This is a genomic window from Acidithiobacillus sp. (assembly GCF_023255755.1).
GTDB lineage: Bacteria > Pseudomonadota > Gammaproteobacteria > Acidithiobacillales > Acidithiobacillaceae > Acidithiobacillus.
In genome coordinates, this window is sequence record NZ_JAGDVS010000164.1 from 1 (window position 1) to 17,714 (window position 17,714).

Annotated in this window: 15 protein-coding genes and 2 pseudogenes; 10 read left to right on the forward strand and 7 right to left on the reverse strand. The window is 60.3% G+C overall.

Annotated features, from left to right (window positions below; translation table 11 throughout):
* Positions 1–869, reverse strand: an 869-nt coding sequence (locus Q0C48_RS11410) for a DDE-type integrase/transposase/recombinase (protein ID WP_291524443.1), incomplete at its 3' end; no start/stop codon positions are given.
* A gap of 133 nt (positions 870–1,002) precedes the next feature.
* Positions 1,003–1,389 (reverse strand): hypothetical protein, encoded by a 387-nt coding sequence (locus Q0C48_RS11415; protein ID WP_291524445.1) that lies wholly within the window; start codon positions 1,387–1,389, stop codon positions 1,003–1,005.
* Between the two features lie 334 nt (positions 1,390–1,723).
* Here Q0C48_RS11415 and Q0C48_RS11420 point away from each other — a divergent pair.
* Positions 1,724–2,071: pseudogene (locus tag Q0C48_RS11420) on the forward strand (IS21 family transposase); the annotation flags it as partial.
* Positions 2,072–2,245: 174 nt separating this feature from the next.
* Here Q0C48_RS11420 and Q0C48_RS11425 read toward each other — a convergent pair.
* The 5 genes and pseudogenes from Q0C48_RS11425 to guaB all read right to left on the reverse strand — a co-directional run bounded on the left by Q0C48_RS11425 (position 2,246) and on the right by guaB (position 6,752).
* Positions 2,246–2,665 (reverse strand): type II toxin-antitoxin system VapC family toxin, encoded by a 420-nt coding sequence (locus tag Q0C48_RS11425; RefSeq protein WP_291524448.1) that lies wholly within the window; start codon positions 2,663–2,665, stop codon positions 2,246–2,248.
* Positions 2,666–2,920 carry a plasmid stabilization protein gene (locus tag Q0C48_RS11430; RefSeq protein WP_291524450.1) on the reverse strand — a complete coding sequence of 85 codons (255 nt, stop codon included), beginning with the start codon at positions 2,918–2,920 and terminating at the stop codon, positions 2,666–2,668.
* Between the two features lie 175 nt (positions 2,921–3,095).
* Positions 3,096–3,570, reverse strand: a pseudogene (locus tag Q0C48_RS11435) (hypothetical protein); the annotation flags it as partial.
* Positions 3,571–3,743: 173 nt separating this feature from the next.
* The gene (gene guaA, locus Q0C48_RS11440; RefSeq protein WP_291524454.1) at positions 3,744–5,288 is read right to left on the reverse strand and encodes a glutamine-hydrolyzing GMP synthase; all 1,545 of its coding nucleotides are present in this window, start codon (positions 5,286–5,288) and stop codon (positions 3,744–3,746) included.
* Positions 5,289–5,291: 3 nt separating this feature from the next.
* On the reverse strand, positions 5,292–6,752 hold the full coding sequence (guaB, locus tag Q0C48_RS11445) for an IMP dehydrogenase (RefSeq protein WP_291524455.1): 1,461 nt from the start codon (positions 6,750–6,752) through the stop codon (positions 5,292–5,294).
* A gap of 180 nt (positions 6,753–6,932) precedes the next feature.
* Between guaB and Q0C48_RS11450 the strand changes: the two genes are divergently transcribed.
* From Q0C48_RS11450 to Q0C48_RS11490, 9 genes are all read left to right on the forward strand, one after another.
* The gene (locus Q0C48_RS11450; RefSeq protein ID WP_291524457.1) at positions 6,933–7,895 is read left to right on the forward strand and encodes a glycosyltransferase family 2 protein; all 963 of its coding nucleotides are present in this window, start codon (positions 6,933–6,935) and stop codon (positions 7,893–7,895) included.
* A gap of 110 nt (positions 7,896–8,005) precedes the next feature.
* A complete protein-coding gene (pcnB, locus tag Q0C48_RS11455; RefSeq protein ID WP_291524460.1) occupies positions 8,006–9,502 on the forward strand; it encodes a polynucleotide adenylyltransferase PcnB in 1,497 nt (498 codons plus the stop codon).
* On the forward strand, positions 9,474–10,871 hold the full coding sequence (locus Q0C48_RS11460; protein WP_291524462.1) for a CCA tRNA nucleotidyltransferase: 1,398 nt from the start codon (positions 9,474–9,476) through the stop codon (positions 10,869–10,871). The genes pcnB and Q0C48_RS11460 overlap by 29 nt, the downstream gene beginning before the upstream one ends.
* Complete coding sequence (gene folK / locus Q0C48_RS11465) at positions 10,829–11,398, forward strand: 2-amino-4-hydroxy-6-hydroxymethyldihydropteridine diphosphokinase (protein WP_291524464.1); 570 nt, start codon at positions 10,829–10,831, stop codon at positions 11,396–11,398. Before Q0C48_RS11460 ends, folK begins: the two co-directional genes overlap by 43 nt.
* Positions 11,395–11,571, forward strand: coding sequence for a hypothetical protein (locus Q0C48_RS11470; protein WP_291524466.1), 177 nt, complete (start codon positions 11,395–11,397; stop codon positions 11,569–11,571). The genes folK and Q0C48_RS11470 overlap by 4 nt, the downstream gene beginning before the upstream one ends.
* On the forward strand, positions 11,564–12,349 hold the full coding sequence (gene panB, locus Q0C48_RS11475) for a 3-methyl-2-oxobutanoate hydroxymethyltransferase (protein ID WP_291524468.1): 786 nt from the start codon (positions 11,564–11,566) through the stop codon (positions 12,347–12,349). Before Q0C48_RS11470 ends, panB begins: the two co-directional genes overlap by 8 nt.
* Position 12,350: 1 nt before the next feature.
* Positions 12,351–13,187: a pantoate--beta-alanine ligase gene (gene panC / locus Q0C48_RS11480; protein WP_291524470.1), complete on the forward strand. Its 837-nt coding sequence runs from the start codon at positions 12,351–12,353 to the stop codon at positions 13,185–13,187.
* Positions 13,187–17,020 carry a DUF3683 domain-containing protein gene (locus Q0C48_RS11485; protein WP_291524471.1) on the forward strand — a complete coding sequence of 1,278 codons (3,834 nt, stop codon included), beginning with the start codon at positions 13,187–13,189 and terminating at the stop codon, positions 17,018–17,020. The genes panC and Q0C48_RS11485 overlap by 1 nt, the downstream gene beginning before the upstream one ends.
* Complete coding sequence (locus tag Q0C48_RS11490; protein ID WP_291524472.1) at positions 17,020–17,703, forward strand: YoaK family protein; 684 nt, start codon at positions 17,020–17,022, stop codon at positions 17,701–17,703. The genes Q0C48_RS11485 and Q0C48_RS11490 overlap by 1 nt, the downstream gene beginning before the upstream one ends.
* The last annotated feature ends 11 nt before the right edge of the window (positions 17,704–17,714 follow it).

Sequence of the window (17,714 nt, forward strand, 5' to 3'; positions counted from 1 at the left end):
CAGAAGCACTCTTGCTTGCCATTTTGGTGCGGGGAATATGGGAGTGTGGTCCGGTGCAGCACCCCCAGCATGGCCAGCCCGTTGGTGGTTTCCTCGGCCACCATGGCGGCGCCATTGTCGGTCATCAGCGCCCGTGGCAGGCCGCGCTTCATGAAGGCCTGGCAGAGGCCGTGGATGAGGCTCTCGGCGGTCTCGTCCAGATACCATTGCAGGTGGCAGAGCAGCCGCGAGTGATCGTCGATGATCCCCAGCAGCATGGGTGTCTCCCAGGTGCCGGCGCGGGTCAGCACCTTGCGGGAGCCATGGTGGAAATCCAGATGCCAGAGGGCGGCGGTGTGTTCTACCTCATAGCTGCGCACTTCCAGCCGTTCCAGTCGGTCCCGGGCGGCGATCGCACCGACGGCGGCGCGTTTCGGCCGCGACTGCCGGAACAGGCCATGTGCCTTGAGATAGCGGCGGATCGTCGGGTAGGACGGAAGCGTCACGTCATGCCCCTGCAGGGCGGACTGCAGATTGTCGTAGTGCAACTGGGCCGTCCAGCCCGGATGCTCCCGGTATTGGGTGGTCAGCGTCTCGATCACCCGTGGCGTGATACTCGGGAACTGGCCGACGTTACCGTGTAACCGATTACGCAAGGTGATGACCGGATTCTGGGCAGTTCGGCCCAGGTAATACCAGCGCTCCAGGGTGGAGAATCCAAACTGGACTGGTTCACCGGTGAGCGGATGACGCCACGACCGGGCGGCCAGCGCCTTCAATGCCAGGGCCAGTTCCCCTGGGGCCGGTGGTGCCGCCAGCAAGGGGCCGATGATCGCAAAGCGCAACAATGCCCAGCGATCCCGTTGGGGGGAGTCGATACGGGTCTTCATGGTCAGGTCTCCAGAGGTGGTGCCGCCCAGGGCAGCACGGGGGACCCAGCTTACAAACCCTCGGCCAGGGTGACACTTGCCAAGTTCTGCGGGAAATCTGCAACCCTCATTCCGCGGGATTTTTACCCCTGGTTTACCCCTGGCGGATCGTCAGCGGCGTGAGCAGTGCCAAACCGTCCAGCACGGCAGCAACGGGTGGACCCGCAAACCGGGCCAGCAGGCTGAGTGGCAGATCTTCCCGGTGGACCGGCGGCAGATAGCAGGCGACTTCCGCCTTCCAGAGGGAGGTCAGCGGGAAGTCCTGCCTCCACCAGTCTCGCCAGCGCCGCAGGGTGCGTCCGGGCACGTCGAGCAAAGCGCAAACCGCCTGGGCGCCCGGTGTTCTGGCGGTCAGCCGTCCGGCCATCAGCAGGATCACCAGGGCCAGATAGACCCGGCGCCCGAAAAACCGCACGGAGGGTGATGTTCTGCGCTTGCGGCAGTGGCTGCAGCAGAAACTGAAGCGCGAGGCGTACCGCATTCTGAAATCCCGTAAACAGCCTCTGGGCTTGCGGGGGTAGTCCGCCCGATGCCACTTCCCACCACAGGCACACCGAGTGGCCCTGGCTTCTTCGGCAAGGGCTTCATCAACGCGGTACAACAACTGAAATATTTTGGGATCATGCAGAAGGTTGTGGCACACTGACGGGGTCCTTTTCTTGGTCGGAAAGTGACACTCCCCCAACAGGCGCGTTTGTTCAAGTTCTTCGAGGGGGTTTACCCCCAGCCCCTCACGCTACGTGACCGTCAGCGCGTCTAAAGCCATCAATATCTTTGACCGTACTCAGGTGACCATGAGTAATCGGAGGTTTGAGATGTTTACGATTCGCCAAATCCTGGTACTGATGCGCCAAGGTGATAGGGACAGGGAGATCGCCCATTCCGGACTCATGGGGCGCAAGAAGTTAGGCGTATTACGTCATCAAGCAGCACTGCACGACTGGCTGGACCCCCAGCAGCCTTTACCCGACGACGGTGAACTCGCTGCCCTGCAGCATCAGCGCAAGCAGGCCGTGCCCAACCAGTGTGTCTCCACCCTCAAAGAACATGAGGAGCGCATTGCCCGATGGTCAGGAGAAGGCATACAGGGCACCACTATTCACGCTGCTTTGGTACGTAATCACGGATACACTGGCAGCTATTCCGCAGTAAAGCGCGCGTTACGATTCGGGGTTGTCTTTCAACAGTTCGACGTACAGGCGATTCAGGCGGCTGGTGGCCCGGATGTCAAAGGCTTCAAGGAAGGTGTAGGGGAACTCTGCGGGGTCAAAGGGCCGCTCCGCGAGGTCGGTGATGGCTTGTTCGATTTCTACGGCGTTCTCATGGGCGTGAATTCCTCATGCACCCTTCCAAGGGTTGATGACGGCCACGCCTGCCGCTTCATAGGGCGATGTGTCGCGTGATGCCACGATGAATCCCCGCGATGCTGCAACGGCCGCGATGTAGCCGTCTGGCGTCGGGAAGCCGCGCCCGCCGTTCTTGGCCGTCACGGCCAGGTCGGCATAGTGGCGCGCCGCATCCGTATCGAAGGGCAGGACCCGATCCTTGAACAGCTCCAGCAGTTCGGTCAGGGCGCGGTCGAGCATGTTCTTGCGCTTGCCCGCCAGCAGCGCCCGGATGCCAAACAGCAACTCGGCCAGCGTGACGCTCGACAGATACAAGGTTTCCGCCGCCTGGTCGTTCAGCCAGGCCCTCACGGCCGCGTCTGGCTCTGGCTTCATCGCCTCGGAAACGACGCTGGTATCCAGGACGATCATTCAGTCGAAGCGCAACGGTTTGGCCGGCGTCTTGTCGCGCACACTCTCGAAAACGGCGAAATCTTCATTGGTCAGACCGATCTTGCGGCCGATGGCGGCCAGGGCTTCGCCCAAGCGCACGCGCTTCTCCGGCTTGACCACGGCCGCCAGAATCTCGCGCACCTCCGCTTCCATGCTGCGGCCGTGTTGGGCCGCCCGCACGCGCAAAGCGCGATGCACGTCATCCGGCACATTCCTTACAGTCAGGATTGCCATAATTCAATACTCCTCATTTGCTTTCTGTGACTGCAATCACAGAACTATGCAGTCATCCACGCAAGACTGCGTCAAGCTCCACGCCCCTTCCTACCCTGGCGTCTCACCTTCTTGGCCTCCATCTGCGCCCGTAGCCGCGCCTCGCGCTGCTCCAATTCGGATGGCGCCGGCTTCAGGTGGCGTGAACCGGCTCGCTCTTGCCCCCCAGCGTCAGCAGGATCATGCGCAGCGCCAGCCGGATGGTCGGATAGGTCGCCACCGACTCCATCTGCCATGCCATCAGCCGGATCTCCAGCGGTGACAAGGCGCGATCCTTCGGCACGAAAGCCGCAATCGACGCGGCGCCCAAATCCTTGGCCGGGTTGTCCACCTTCTCGCCGTGCTGGATGGCGAAGGCATAGACCTGCTTCACGATGTCACGGATGTGGACCGCGGTAGCGGGCGCACCGCGTGCCTTCACCTTGTTGCAGAGGGCGCGCAGGTCATCAGCGGTGATTTCGTTGAGCTGCCGGTTCTGGAAGGCCGGCGGAATGTCCCTATCGACGATGCTCTTGCGCATCGCCGCGGAAGGTGACGGTACCGGTAGGCGATACCGTCACGTACATCCCATCGCGGTCAGAAGTCTTATAAGTCTTTGACTTAGACTTTAGATAGTGAACGGGAGGGTCTTAATCCGGCCTCCGGTTCTTGCCGCCACTTTTAACGCCAACCTGTTCCTCTAGCCGACGATAGCCATCAATAGCTGCTGTGACGTATTTATTTATAACTCAAAATGTTACGGCAGTTTTTCGATACCTGGCGATAGTCCCCGAAGGACGTCAGTTCACTCCCACTCGATGGTGGCCGGCGGCTTGGATGAAATATCGTAAACCACGCGATTGATCCCGGCGACCTCGTTGATGATCCGGGTGGAGATGCGCCCCAGCACTTCATAGGGTATGTGCGCCCAGTCTGCGGTCATGCCATCCGCCGACTCCACCGCGCGCAGGGCGATGGTTTCATCATAGGTCCGCGCGTCGCCCATCACGCCGACACTGCGCACCGGCAGCAATACCGCAAAAGCCTGCCAGAGGCGGTCATATAGTCCGGCGTCACGGATCTCTTCCATGACGATACGGTCGGCACGGCGCAGGACTTCCAGGCGATGTTCATCAATCGCCCCCAGACAACGGATAGCCAGACCAGGCCCCGGGAAGGGCTGACGCCGGATTACTTCTTCGGGCATGCCCAGCTCACGGCCGAGTTCCCGCACTTCGTCCTTGAACAGCTCACGCAAAGGTTCGACCAGTTGCAGGTGCATGCGCTCCGGCAAGCCACCCACGTTATGGTGAGACTTGATCGTCGCGCTGGGACCCTTAAACGAAATAGACTCGATCACGTCGGGATAAAGGGTACCCTGGGCCAAAAAGTCGGCGCCTTCCAGATGCTTCGACTCTTCCTCAAAAATCTCGATGAACAGATTACCGATGGCCTTGCGCTTCTTTTCGGGATCAGTGACATCCGCCAGTACATCCAGAAAACGCTGTCGGGCATCCACCACCTGCAGGGGAATCTGAAAGTAATTGCGAAAGACCGTCGCCACCTTCTCCGCTTCCCCAAAGCGCAACAGCCCGTTATCCACAAAAATGCAGGTGAGCTGGTCGCCGATGGCGCGATGAATGAGCACGGCCGCTACGGCCGAATCCACCCCGCCGGAAAGCGCGGCAATGACCCGGCCCTTACCCACCTGGGTACGGATCGTCGCCACTGCCGTGTCCACATAAGAGTGCATGGTCCAATCACCCGTGCAGCCGCATACGCCGCGCACGAAGGCCGTGAGCATCTCCGCACCACGGGGGGTATGGGCGACCTCCAAATGAAACTGCACGCCATAGAAGTTGCGCGCAGGGTCGCCAATAGCCGCCAGCGGCGAATTGGCACTGCTGGCCAGGACTCGGAAACCATCGGGCACGGACTCGATCCGGTCGCCGTGACTCATCCAGACTTCTTCGGCAGTGTCTGCCGCCCCGAAGGGTAAGAACGGGCCGACCGCTTCTGTTATCTGAATGTGCGCCCGGCCATATTCCCGATGCTCCGCCTTGCCGACTCTTCCGCCCAGCAAATGCGCCATCAACTGCAGGCCGTAGCAAATACCGAGGATCGGCAGGCCCAGGGTAAACACGTCCAGATCAACCATGGGAGCGTCGACATCATGTACCGACGATGGTCCGCCGGACAGAATGATCCCCTGCGCTTGCCACGCACGAATGTCCGCGAGTGGCATATTATAGGGATGAATTTCACAGTAAACGTGCGCTTCGCGCACCCGCCGCGCAATAAGCTGGGTGAACTGCGAACCGAAATCGAGAATCAGGATACGTTCTTGCATGGTTCACTCCACCCGGTAATTGGGCGCTTCTTTGGTGATATTCACGTCATGGACATGGCTCTCGCGCACGCCCGCCTGGGTAATCTTGATGAAGCGGGCACGGCTGCGCAGAGCCGACAAATCTTCTGCCCCCAGGTAGCCCATGCTGGAGCGCAAGCCACCGAGGAGCTGGTGAATCACCTGCCCGGCCGGTCCCTTATAGGGCACCCGGCCTTCCACGCCTTCGGGCACCAGCTTGGGGGCCTCCGGACTGGCATCCTGAAAATAGCGGTCGGCAGACCCTTGCTGCATGGCCCCCAGCGAGCCCATGCCACGATAAGCCTTGTAGGAACGCCCCTGATAAAGTTCGATTTCGCCCGGCGCTTCGTCGGTACCCGCGAGCAGGCCACCGACCATGACCGCATGCGCCCCCGCGGCCAACGCCTTGGCGAAGTCCCCGGAATAGCGGATGCCGCCGTCGGCAATGAGCGATACACCGGTACCTGCCAGCGCGTCCGCCACATTACTGATGGCCGTGACCTGTGGCACACCTACCCCGGCAACAATACGCGTCGTACAGATAGAGCCCGGTCCGATACCCACCTTGACGGCATCAGCGCCCGCTTCCACCAGCGCCAGGGCTGCCTCGCCGGTAGCAATGTTGCCGCCGATTACATCCACATCCGGAAAATGATCCTTCACCCAGCGTACCCGGTCGAGCACACCCTGACTGTGACCATGGGCCGTATCGACGATAATGACATCGACCCCCGCCTCCGCCAGTGCCTGTACCCGCACGTCGGTGCCTTCGCCGACGCCCACCGCTGCACCCACCAGCAGGCGGCCTTGCCCATCACGGCAGGCCAGCGGGTGTTCAGTAGCCTTGCGGATATCCTTGACCGTAATCAGCCCACGCAATTCGAAACTCTCGTTAACCACCAGGATTTTTTCAATGCGATGCTGATGCAGCAATGCCTTGGTGGCGTCCAGACTGGTTCCTTCCGGCACCGTGACCAGGCGCTCACGCGGGGTCATGACACTGCTCACCGGGGCATCCATGCGCGTTTCAAAACGCAGATCACGGTGGGTCACGATGCCCTCCAGACGCTCACCATCCACGACTGGCACGCCGGAAATTCCGTGCACGGCCATCACCTGCAACACTTCGCGAATACTCACATCGGCGCGGGTGGTAATGGGGTCCTTAATAACGCCAGACTCGAACTTTTTGACCCGCCGCACCAAAGCGGCCTGCTGGTCCGGGGACATATTCTTGTGAATGATGCCGATCCCACCCTCTTGCGCGAGTCCGATGGCCATGGCGGCCTCGGTTACTGTATCCATCGCCGCCGAGAGCAGTGGGATATTCAGCCGGATGCGGCGACTGAGCTGGGTCGCGATCTGCACATTACGGGGGAGCACCGCCGAATGGGCGGGAACGAGGAGCACATCGTCAAAGGTGAGGGCTTCGCCGATCAATTGCATAGTGGTTCACCTAACAAGAAAGGGGCTGGGCAGTGGCGTCCCAGCCCCATGGTCCAAAGCATCCCGCACTATACCCAAGTGAACACTTTTTTTCCAGCATTGTTTGACGTGGCGGACACACTCTTGTAGTTTTCTGCGATGGCTCCATCATCTCCACGCCCCGGCCCACATCGAAGCATCATGACCGTTTCCATCATCATCCCCTGCCACAACGAATCCGGGAATCTCGCGACACTCTACGCCCGGGTCTGTGCCGTCATGGACGAGGCGGGTGAGCCGTGGGAGATGATTTGCGTCAATGACGGCAGCGGCGATGACACACTGTTGCAGTTGATCGCCCTGCATCACCAGGATCGACGGGTCAGGGTTATTGATTTATCCAGAAATTTTGGCAAGGAAGCGGCGCTCACCGCCGGGCTGGATGCCGCGCGGGGAGAAGCCGCCATTCCGCTGGATGCTGACCTGCAAGACCCGCCCGAACTTATTCCCGAGCTTCTCGCCCAATGGCGGGAGGGGTTTGATGTGGTGAACGCCGTCCGACTCTCCCGCGAAGGAGAATCGTGGCTCAAACGCGCCTCTGCGCATGTCTTTTACCGGATCATCAATCGCATGAGCGATGTGGAGATACCGCCGGATACGGGGGATTTCCGGCTGCTGTCCCGTCCGGTTCTCGATGCCTTGCAGACCCTTCCTGAACGCAGGCGCTTCATGAAGGGTTTGTTTGCCTGGGTCGGTTTTCGCAGCACGAATGTTTACTACCATCGTGCGCCCCGCCATGCGGGGAAAACCACCTGGAACTATTGGCGGCTATGGAATCTCGCCGTAGAAGGCGTTACTTCTTTTAGCCAGGTACCATTACAACTTGCCGCTTATCTGGGTTTTGTGGTTTCGCTGTTGGCCTTCCTTTATGCCGTCTGGCTGATCATCAGCACCCTGGTGTATGGAAACCCGGTAAAGGGTTATCCATCCATGATGGTTACCTTGCTATTCCTGGGTGGCGTGCAGCTCATGGCCCTGGGGGTGATCGGTGAATACCTCGGTCGGATCTATGAGGAAAGCAAGCAGAGGCCGGTATACCTGGTCAGACAAGCCTGGGGAATGGTCAATTTACCTAACGCGATTCGATCAGAAGACAACCCATAATTATTGGACATTAAGAGAAAGGCACGCGCTTCCCGGCGAGCACTGCATTTTCCGCAACTTTTCAGGTACACTGTCGCCCAGATTACCGCCTACCAACCCAGAGATCGCCCTTGGTATCCATAAAATCCTTTATTACCAAGCAGTTGAACCTGCCCGACAGCGCCATCGAAACGGCGGCGGCGCCTTCGTCGCCATCACCCGGCATCCCCGGTGCACGAGTGACGCCGCGCAACGAGCACAACGTATCCCGGCGCCAGATTAGTGACAGTGCCTTGCAAGTGCTCAATGGCCTGCACCGCGCCGGCTTTCAGGCCTATCTGGTCGGCGGCAGTGTCCGCGATCTGCTGCTGGGACGGGAGCCTAAGGATTTCGATGTCGCGACGGATGCGCGCCCGGAGCAGGTCCGGAAGCTGTTTCGGCGTAACGCACGACTGATCGGCCGACGCTTTATTCTGGTCCATGTGCAGTTTGGTAACGAGATTATTGAAGTAGCCACGTTCCGTGGTAGCGCGAACGGCAAGGAAGACGAAGCCAGCGAGCACAGTGAAACAGGGCGCATATTGGCAGACAACGTCTATGGCTCGCTGGAAGAGGACGCGCGGCGAAGGGATTTCACCACCAATGCCCTTTATTACAATATTGCCGACCGCAGCATTTTGGATTTCTCCACGGGCATGGAAGATTTGCAGGCCGGTCGTCTGCGCGTCATTGGTGATCCCGAGCAGCGTTACCGGGAAGATCCGGTGCGGATGCTGCGGGCCGTTCGCTTTGCTGCCAAGCTGGGATTCATAATGGATACAGCCGCACAGGTGCCCATAGCGGCCTGCCGCGAGCGTCTGCAGGAGGTGCCCTCGGCGCGGCTGTTTGAGGAAACGCTGAAACTTTTTCTGAACGGTAATGCGCAGACCAGTTTCGAACACCTACGTCAGCAGGGACTGTTTGCCGCCCTGTTTCCGCAGGTGGATGTGCTCCTCGACAACGCGGAATACGGCGCAGCGCGTGCATTGTTGCAAGGCGCGCTGGAAGGCACTGATACGCGGGTACGCGACGGCAAATCGGTGACGCCCGCGTTCCTTTTTGCCGCACTGCTCTGGCCAGCCCTGCAACTGCAAAGCCAGTTGCTCGAACAACAGGGCAAACCCGCCACGGTCGCGTTGCAGCAGGCTGCCAGCGACGTGCTGAAGGAATGCGTGGGGCGGGTTTCTGTCCCCCGCCGCTTCGCCCTGCCCATGCGCGAAATCTGGGATTTGCAGGCGCGTTTTCTGCGCCGTGGCGGACGTCGTCCTCATGCTCTGCTCGCCCATCCACGCTTTCGCGCGGCCTTCGATTTCCTGAGTCTGCGCCGCCACAGTGGAGAAATACCTGCCACTTTGGTGGAATGGTGGGAACAATTCCAGACTGCAGATCATGATGGTCGGCGCCTCCTCATCGAGCAGGCCCGTCTCGAAGAAACCGGACAGGAACCAGCGCTGGGGCCACTCCCGGCAACGTCACGTCGCCGTCCCCGGCGACGGCGACGGCGCAGTAACCATTCGGATCAGGGCGCCGTGGCCCAACCGGGCGGCGCGGACGACAGTTATGACGACGGACAAACCGCCAACGGTTAATCCGGATCCGCTCATTTCTACGGGACACGACTCGCTGGACGCTCACAGTGCCACCCCAAAGGCAGGCCACCTACCCGCCGAAGAGATTCAGAGGATGCTGCAACAGCGATGGGGAGACGCGCTGCTAGAGCGCCTGCTCGCCATCGGCAGGATTGCTGCAAAGCTTGGCACACCGGCTTATCTTGTGGGCGGCTCTGTCCGTGACCTCCTGCAAAACCATCCCACACCAGACGTAGATTTGGCCATTGAGGGTGACGTCCGCGCGGTCGCCGGGGCCTGCTCCGCGGAACTGTCCGGCGTGCAATGTACATATCATCCGCAATTTGGCACCGCCATCCTCCAGTACCCCGACGGATTCCAACTGGATCTGGCGCGTTGCCGGATAGAACATTATCCAGCGCCCGCAGCACTGCCGGAAGTGCAGCCTGGAGACATTCAGACAGACTTGATCCGCCGCGATTTCACCATCAACGCCATGGCCATCTCCCTGGATCCGGAAAAGTTTGGCGACTTTCTGGATCCCTATGGAGGCCGTGAAGATCTGCAACAAAGCTTGCTGCGCGTACTCCATCCCCTTTCTTTTCTGGATGACCCTACCCGCATTCTGCGCGGACTCCGTTTCGCCGTGCGTTTTCAACTCCAATTGGAAACCGACACGCACGGACTACTGGAGGAGGCGCTGGCCCAGAATATTTTCGCCCGACTCAGCAGCGCGCGTTTGTGGCGTGAACTGAAGTATCTGCTCGAACTCACCGACCTCCCTGCGGCTTTAGAGAAGCTGGGTGCCTGGCAGTTATGGCCACTGTTGCGCCCGGCACCGCTGGAACTGGAGGTTCTCCTTCCCCGGGTACGGCGTGGTCAACAGGAAATCAACTGGTTTCACTGCCACTTCTCCGGCGAAAAACTCTTCGGCGCCGCCGTCTTGCTGACCATACTCTGGCGGGATGTTCCTTGGGCGGAGGTGGAGAAACGCTTACACTATTGGCCGCTGGCTGATGGGCGTCATATTTTGAACGATCTGCACTTGCTGTCAGAAATGCCTGTGGCCTTGGCGAAGGCCAGTCGCCCCAGTGCAGTAGCGCGATTATGGGAATCGCTGTCTCTGCCAGGCATACTGGCGCTACTCGCAGAGTACCCGGAAACCGATGCCGTCACCGAAAGTGGCCGCTACTACTTGCTGAAACAGCGTGGTCTGACGTCACCGCTCAATGGCCGGGATCTGCAAGCCTTGGGCTTGGCGCCCGGTCCACAGCTTGGTAAGGTACTGCGTCGCCTGCGCGATGCCCGCCTGGATGGCGCGATTAAAGACAAGGAAACTGCCCGACAATGGCTTATCAGACAAGGCATCCTGCCATCCATCCAACCGTGATTGCCTGGATCAGTATTGGCAGCAACCTGGGCCTGCCCGTGGCACAGGCGCGGCATGCGCTGGAGGCCCTGGCCGCTGTACCGGAAAGCACCCTCCTGTGGCAGTCCCATCTCTACCAGACGGCACCCGTGGGTGGTGTCACCCAGCCTGCGTTCATCAATGCGGTCGCCCGGCTGCAAACGGCATTGCAACCCCGCGCCCTCCTCAGTCACCTGCAAACCCTGGAGGCAGCAGCGGGACGCTGCCGCGCCGAGGAAATTTACTGGGGTCCGCGGGTGCTGGACCTCGATCTGCTGAGCTACGGGACTACCCGTTCCACGGATCCGGAACTCATCCTACCCCATCCCCGCCTGCACGAGCGAGCCTTCGTGCTCATCCCCCTTGCCGAGTTTGATCCGGAACTGGTCATTCCCGGCTGCGGGCGCATCGCCGACCACCTGTCCGCCGTGGCTGGGCAATCCATCACCCGTATTCCTGACAACATTCAGGAAACGTCCGTGCACAACACCCGTTCCGCCCAGGCATGACCAATCCCCGCATCATCAGTGCGGCTTACCGTGCGTGGGAGGCTGACTATTCCTTGCCCTGCCTGGATATCGACTCGGCGCAGGTGGATTTTGTCTACGATCCGCGGCACACTGAGCAACTGATCGACGCCGTCAGATATCGGCTGAAAAAGGCTGAGGAACAAGATGCATAAGAAAATTGCCCGCTGGGTGCAGGACAAAAAAAACGGCATCAGACGCGCCGTGGTTACGGCCTATGACTATCCCTTCGCCCGTTTCGCGGCGGAGGCGGGGGTGCATGGCATACTGGTAGGCGATTCTCTCGGCATGGTGGTCACCGGCGCCAACGACACCCTCAGTGTTACGTTGGAGCAGATGGCCTATCACACCCGGATGGTGGCGCGAGGAGCAGGTGACTGCCTGATATTTGCTGACCTACCCTTCGGGACCTACGAAAAGGGTCCGGAGCAGGCCTGGGATGCAGCGGTAGCCCTGCTGCGCGCCGGTGCCGATGTCATCAAGCTGGAAGGTGGTGCGGAGATGGCGCCTACGGTGGCCTTCTGCGCGGAACGGGGCGTCAATATCTGCGCCCATATCGGCCTGACCCCCCAGCGGGTGCGGCAATGGGGTGGTTTTCAGCGGCAGGGTACCGACGCGGACAGTGCGCGCCGCTTGCAGACTGATGCCGGAGCACTGGCGGAAGCGGGTGCCCGCTTCGTCGTTTTGGAAGCGGTCCCCGATGCGTTGGCGGCGAACATTACCCGCGATATCACCATACCCACGATCGGCATCGGGGCCGGGCCGGATACGGATGCCCAGGTGCTGGTGATGCACGACCTGCTGGGGCTTGGCGCGGAAAGCCCACCCTTTGCCCGGCGCTATATCGAAGGCGGCCAGATCATGCGGGATGCCCTCGCCGAATATGTGCAAGACGTGGGCAACGTCCAGTTCCCGCCACGTCGCAAGCGCTGAAATGGCGATCTTCAAAGATATCAACAGCCTGCGCCATTGGCGCCAAAGTCTGCGTGGCCCCCTGGCCCTGGTGCCCACCATGGGCAACCTGCACGATGGGCATCTCGCGCTGGTGAAACTCGCCGCCACCCGAGCCGAACAGGTGCTGGTCAGCATCTACGTCAATCCCTTGCAATTCGGGCCCCGGGAAGACTTTGCAAACTACCCGCGCACCCTTGGCCGGGACTTGCAGCGTCTGCACGACGCTGGCTGCCAGACCGTATTTACCCCGGATGACGGACTGATGTATCCGCGGGGACGCCAGGATATCAGCATCGTTATGCCACCACGCAGCCTGAGCAAGGTGCTTTGCGGCGCCAGTCGTCCCGGCCATTTTGCCGGGGTCTGTACCGTACTCGGCAAACTATTGCACATAGTCGCGCCAGAAATCCTCCTGCTCGGCGAAAAGGACTATCAGCAACTGCGCATTGTTCAGCAGATGGTGGCCGATCTGAACCTCAACGTGCAGGTCTTGCCGGGCCCCTTACAGAGAGAGGCAGACGGGCTCGCATACAGCTCGCGCAACACCTTTTTGAACCCGGCAGAGCGGCAGGTTGCTCCGCTGCTCGCGCAAACGCTGTTCGATCTCGCCCGACGCAGCACCAGCGCAGCGGATATCGCAAGCCTCACGACAGAAGGCTGGGAAAGGCTGGAGCAAGCCGGTTTTTTGCCGGACTATCTGGAGTTGTGCGATGCCCAGACTTTGCAGGCACTTGACGTTCCGCAGCCTGATGCGCGCTGGTTCGGGGCTGCACGGCTGGGGCAGACTCGGCTCATCGACAATGTTATAGTTCCTTGATGAACACTCGCCTGCGCGAAATTCCTTACAACTACACCTCGTTTTCAGACGCCGAGATCGTGTGCCGCCTGATCGGGATGAATGCCTGGCGGATACTGGAAGACCTGCGCGAACAGCGGGTCACTGGACGCTCTGCACGGATGCTCTTTGAAGTGCTGGGCGATCTCTGGGTGGTGCAGCGCAATCCTTACATCCAGGATGATTTGGCGAAGGATCGGCATCGCCGTCAGGCCCTCTGGGACGCTCTGGCACATCGCTTGAACGATATTACTGAGCGCGCTGAGGGCAATCCGCTGGTGATTCGTCTGCTGGAGAGCGCTCGCGTCGCGGTGAGTAGCTTTACGCAGCAATTTGATGAGGATCTGGCCCTGCGCAAGAAAGCGGAGCGCAGCCTGCTCAAAATCACCGCAAGAGATAATGTCGACTTCAGCGCCTATGCCCGCGTCGCTCATGTCACTGACGCCTCCGACTGGCGTGTGGAATTACCCTTTGTCGTCCTTTATCCCGCCGACGAGCCCGAAGTGCAGCGCATGGTGGCCGCTTGCCGCGAAATTGGGCTATCCATCATCCCGCGCGGTGGTGGCACCGGCTATACCGGCGGTGCCATTCCGCTGCGCCGCCACTGCGCGGTCATCAATACCGAAAAGCTGGAACAAATGTCGGTGATCGAAATGGTCACGCCACAGGGCCTGAACACCAGCGTCCCCAGCATCTTTGCGGGTGCAGGTGTGGTCACCAAGGTCGTGGCCGATGCGGCCGATGCGGCAGGCCTCGTCTTTGCCGTCGATCCCACATCCATGGACGCCTCCACCATCGGCGGAAATATCGCCATGAATGCGGGGGGCAAGAAGGCTGTGCTCTGGGGTACGGCCCTCGACAACCTGCTTTCCTGGCGCATGGTGACCCCCGATGGGAATTGGCTGGAAGTGGAACGCATGGACCATAATCTCGGCAAGATTCACGACCAGCCGGTGGTCCGTTTCCGCCTGAATCGCTTTGCCACCGACGGGCATACGTCGCTCGGGGAGTCGGAAGTGCTCACCCTGCCCGGTGCCAGCTTCCGCAAGGCCGGGCTGGGCAAGGATGTCACCGATAAGTTTCTCGGCGGTCTGCCAGGCATCCAGAAGGAAGGCTGCGACGGCATTATCACCTCCGGACGCTTCCTGCTCCATCAGATGCCAGCCCATGTGCGCACGGTCTGCCTGGAGTTTTATGGCACCGATCTGGATGCCGCGGTACCAGCCATCGTCGAAGTGAAATCCTACGTGGAGGGGTTGGGGCATGTCCTGCTCACTGGTCTGGAGCACCTGGACGAGCGCTATCTCAAAGCCATCAAGTACAGCAACAAGGCCCCCCGCCACGAACGCCCGAAGATGCTGCTGCTCGCGGATATCGCCAGCGATGACCCCGATGCAGCGGGTGCGGCGGCAGCGGCGGTAGTACGTATTGCCAACGCCCGAGGTGGTGAGGGCTTTGTCGCCACTACGCCCGAGTCAAGACGCCGATTCTGGGCCGACCGCAGCCGCACCGCCGCCATTTCCGCCCATACCAATGCTTTCAAAATCAATGAAGATGTGGTCATTCCTCTGGAGAGGCTGGCGGAGTATAGCCGCGCGGTCGAGCGTATCAATATCGAGCAGTCCATCAGCAGTAAATTGGCCAGCCTCAGCGCACTGGAGGAATATGTCTCCGGTGATCTCGCAGAAATCCGCAAAGCTAAGGATTATGAAGAAAGCAGTGAAGATCAGGCCATCGTCGACGCCAAAAAATCCGCCGCCAGGGCGTTGATTGGCGATACACGTCAGCGCTGGCAATCTCTGCTGGAGAAACTGGATATACTGGCTATGGAGCATCCGGAACTGCTGGATGCACACATGCTGTCCGCCGTGCATCCCAATGACACCCTGGCCGGTCTCCTACTACGCGGTGCCCTGCGCGTCAGTTACCGTGAGCACGTCGGCAAGCCGCTGGAGGCGCTGTTCGCTGGCGATGCATTTGCTGCCGTGCGGTCGCGTATCCGCGAGATCCATGCAGAAGTACGCCGTGCCCGTCTTTTTGTCGCCCTGCACATGCACGCCGGCGATGGCAATATCCACACTAACATCCCGGTGCTCTCCAGCGACTACGCCATGCTCCACGAGGCCGACAGGGTGGTGGACCGGATTATGGCCATCGCCCAGAAACTGGGTGGCGTCATCTCAGGCGAGCACGGCATCGGCATCACCAAGATGCGCTGGATGGAACCGGAAAAGATTGCTGCTTTCGCGGCTTATAAGGCCAAAGTGGACCCGGACAGCCTCTTCAATCCGGGCAAGCTGCTGGCGGGCTCCGGGCTGGAAACTGCCTATACGCCCTCTTTACAACTGGTGGAACAGGAAGCGCTGTTGCTGGAAGCCAGCGAACTGGGTGCCCTCAATCGTGAGATCAAGGACTGTCTGCGTTGCGGCAAATGCAAGCCGGTCTGCATGACCCATATCCCCCGCGCCAATCTGCTCTACTCGCCGCGCGACAAGATCCTTGCCACCGGCCTGCTCATCGAGGCCTTTCTCTATGAGGAGCAGACGCGGCGTGGCGTCTCTCAGCAACATTTTGCCGCCCTCAACGATGTGGCCGACCATTGCACCACCTGCCACAAGTGCGAGACGCCCTGCCCGGTGGATATTGACTTCGGCAAGGTCTCCATTCACATGCGTAACATACTCCGGGCGCGGGGTGAGAAATCCTTTAATCTCGGCACGCGCTTGGCCATGAGCTATCTCAATGCCACAGAGCCCGGCAAAGTCCACCTCTTACGGCGGGGCGTGCTGCAAAGCGCCTACAATGCGCAGGCCATCGCCCATAAAATCGTCAAACCACTGCTGCCCAAGGGGCCACCACCGGCCACCACCGGCAAGGCCCCGCTACGCGCCGAGGTCATCCACTTCCTGCGCAAACCGCTGCCTACGGACATGGGCGTGCAGACCATGCGCCAGCTTCTCGCCATTGTCGATGACAAGACCGTCCCCATCATCCGCGACAGCGCCAAAGTCACCGACGAGAGTGATGCGGTGTTCTATTTCCCCGGTTGCGGCAGTGAGCGGCTCTTCAGCCAGATTGGTCTGGCGACACTGGCCATGTTGCATCATGTCGGCGCGCAAACCGTATTGCCACCCGGCTACCTCTGCTGCGGCTATCCACAAACGGCGGGCGGTCATGAAGACAAGGGGCAGGAAATCTCCGTGCGCAATCAGGTGCTCTTTCATCGCGTGGCGAACACGCTGAACTACCTGGATATCAAGACCGTGATCCTGTCCTGCGGCACCTGCATGGATCAATTGCTGCAATACCAGTTCCAGCAGATCTTTCCCGGCTGCCGTCTGCTGGATATCCATGAGTACCTGATGGAAAAGGGCGTCGCTCTGGAAGGCGTAGAGGGTGTGCAGTATCTCTACCACGACCCCTGCCACAGCCCCATGAAAACCCACAAGCCCCAGGCCGTGGCGTCACAACTGCTCGGGCAACAGGTACTGGACTCTGCCCGCTGCTGTGGAGAGGCGGGTACCCTGGCCAGCAGCCGCCCGGATATTGCCACCCAGCTCCGTTTCCGTAAGGAAGAGGTACTCAAGGAAGGCATCCTGCAGCTCACCGGCAGCCTGCGTGCGGAGAATGGCAACGTCAAGCTGCTCACCAGTTGCCCCGCCTGTCAACAGGGCCTGGAGCGTTACCGCGAAGATACGGGTCTCGACACCGATTACATTGTCGTCGAACTGGCACGTAAAATCCTCGGCGCACAGTGGCAACGGGGTTTTATCGACGCCGCTCGCCAGGGGGGTATTGAGCGAGTCTTGCTCTGATGGCCGCCAACCCGCCACCCCAGCGACTGGGCAAACCGGACCGTTCCATGCACCTGCTCTCGGCCACTTCCGGGGCGGCGGATATCGTCGCTTTCCTGAAGTTTCATATGGTGTTCACCTCGGCAATGACCGGCAACCTCGCCCTCTTCGGCATCGCCATCGGCCAGGGACATCTGCTTTCCGCGACCCACTCCCTCTCCGCGCTACTGGGATTCGTGACCGGGGTGGCCATCGCCGCACTCTGGAAAGAACGTCTCCTCGGCTTGCGCTGGATACTGGGACTGGAAGTTATCTTTCTCCTGTCATACGCACTCTGCTGGCTACTCTGGGGTTTTCCACCAGAGGGCTTTCCCCTTTATGCGCTCATTCTATTCTCCGCCATGAGCATGGGGTTGCAGAGTGTGGCGGCACGACTGGTGAATGTCGCCGGCGTACCATCCGTGGTTTTCACCAACACCCTGACCAGTATCGTGCTGACTTTCATTCAAAGCCTGCACAAACGCCTTCCTCTGCCATTTGCCCTACGCCAGCAATTTACTGCCTTACTAGCCTATCTCGGGGGCGCCGTGGTTTTTGCTTTTCTGCTGACGGACATACCGATACTGGCTATGACCCTGCCGGCCGTTTTGGTGGCCTTGGCCCTCTGGATGTACTGGCGCCCCGCAGCAGATGCGGCGAGCTGAGGGCAAGCGCA

Excerpts from the sequence above, each read along its gene's own strand:
- guaB (WP_291524455.1), bottom strand. The coding sequence starts at position 6,752 with ATGCAATTGATCGGCGAAGCCCTCACCTTTGACGATGTGCTCCTCGTT.
- guaA (WP_291524454.1), bottom strand. The coding sequence starts at position 5,288 with ATGCAAGAACGTATCCTGATTCTCGATTTCGGTTCGCAGTTCACCCAG.
- Q0C48_RS11470 (WP_291524466.1), top strand. The coding sequence starts at position 11,395 with ATGACCAATCCCCGCATCATCAGTGCGGCTTACCGTGCGTGGGAGGCT.
- Q0C48_RS11425 (WP_291524448.1), bottom strand. The coding sequence starts at position 2,665 with ATGATCGTCCTGGATACCAGCGTCGTTTCCGAGGCGATGAAGCCAGAG.
- Q0C48_RS11430 (WP_291524450.1), bottom strand. The coding sequence starts at position 2,920 with ATGGCAATCCTGACTGTAAGGAATGTGCCGGATGACGTGCATCGCGCT.
- panB (WP_291524468.1), top strand. The coding sequence starts at position 11,564 with ATGCATAAGAAAATTGCCCGCTGGGTGCAGGACAAAAAAAACGGCATC.
- Q0C48_RS11415 (WP_291524445.1), bottom strand. The coding sequence starts at position 1,389 with ATGCGGTACGCCTCGCGCTTCAGTTTCTGCTGCAGCCACTGCCGCAAG.
- Q0C48_RS11460 (WP_291524462.1), top strand. The coding sequence starts at position 9,474 with ATGACGACGGACAAACCGCCAACGGTTAATCCGGATCCGCTCATTTCT.
- Q0C48_RS11490 (WP_291524472.1), top strand. The coding sequence starts at position 17,020 with ATGGCCGCCAACCCGCCACCCCAGCGACTGGGCAAACCGGACCGTTCC.
- Q0C48_RS11485 (WP_291524471.1), top strand. The coding sequence starts at position 13,187 with ATGAACACTCGCCTGCGCGAAATTCCTTACAACTACACCTCGTTTTCA.
- Q0C48_RS11450 (WP_291524457.1), top strand. The coding sequence starts at position 6,933 with ATGACCGTTTCCATCATCATCCCCTGCCACAACGAATCCGGGAATCTC.
- panC (WP_291524470.1), top strand. The coding sequence starts at position 12,351 with ATGGCGATCTTCAAAGATATCAACAGCCTGCGCCATTGGCGCCAAAGT.
- folK (WP_291524464.1), top strand. The coding sequence starts at position 10,829 with ATGGCTTATCAGACAAGGCATCCTGCCATCCATCCAACCGTGATTGCC.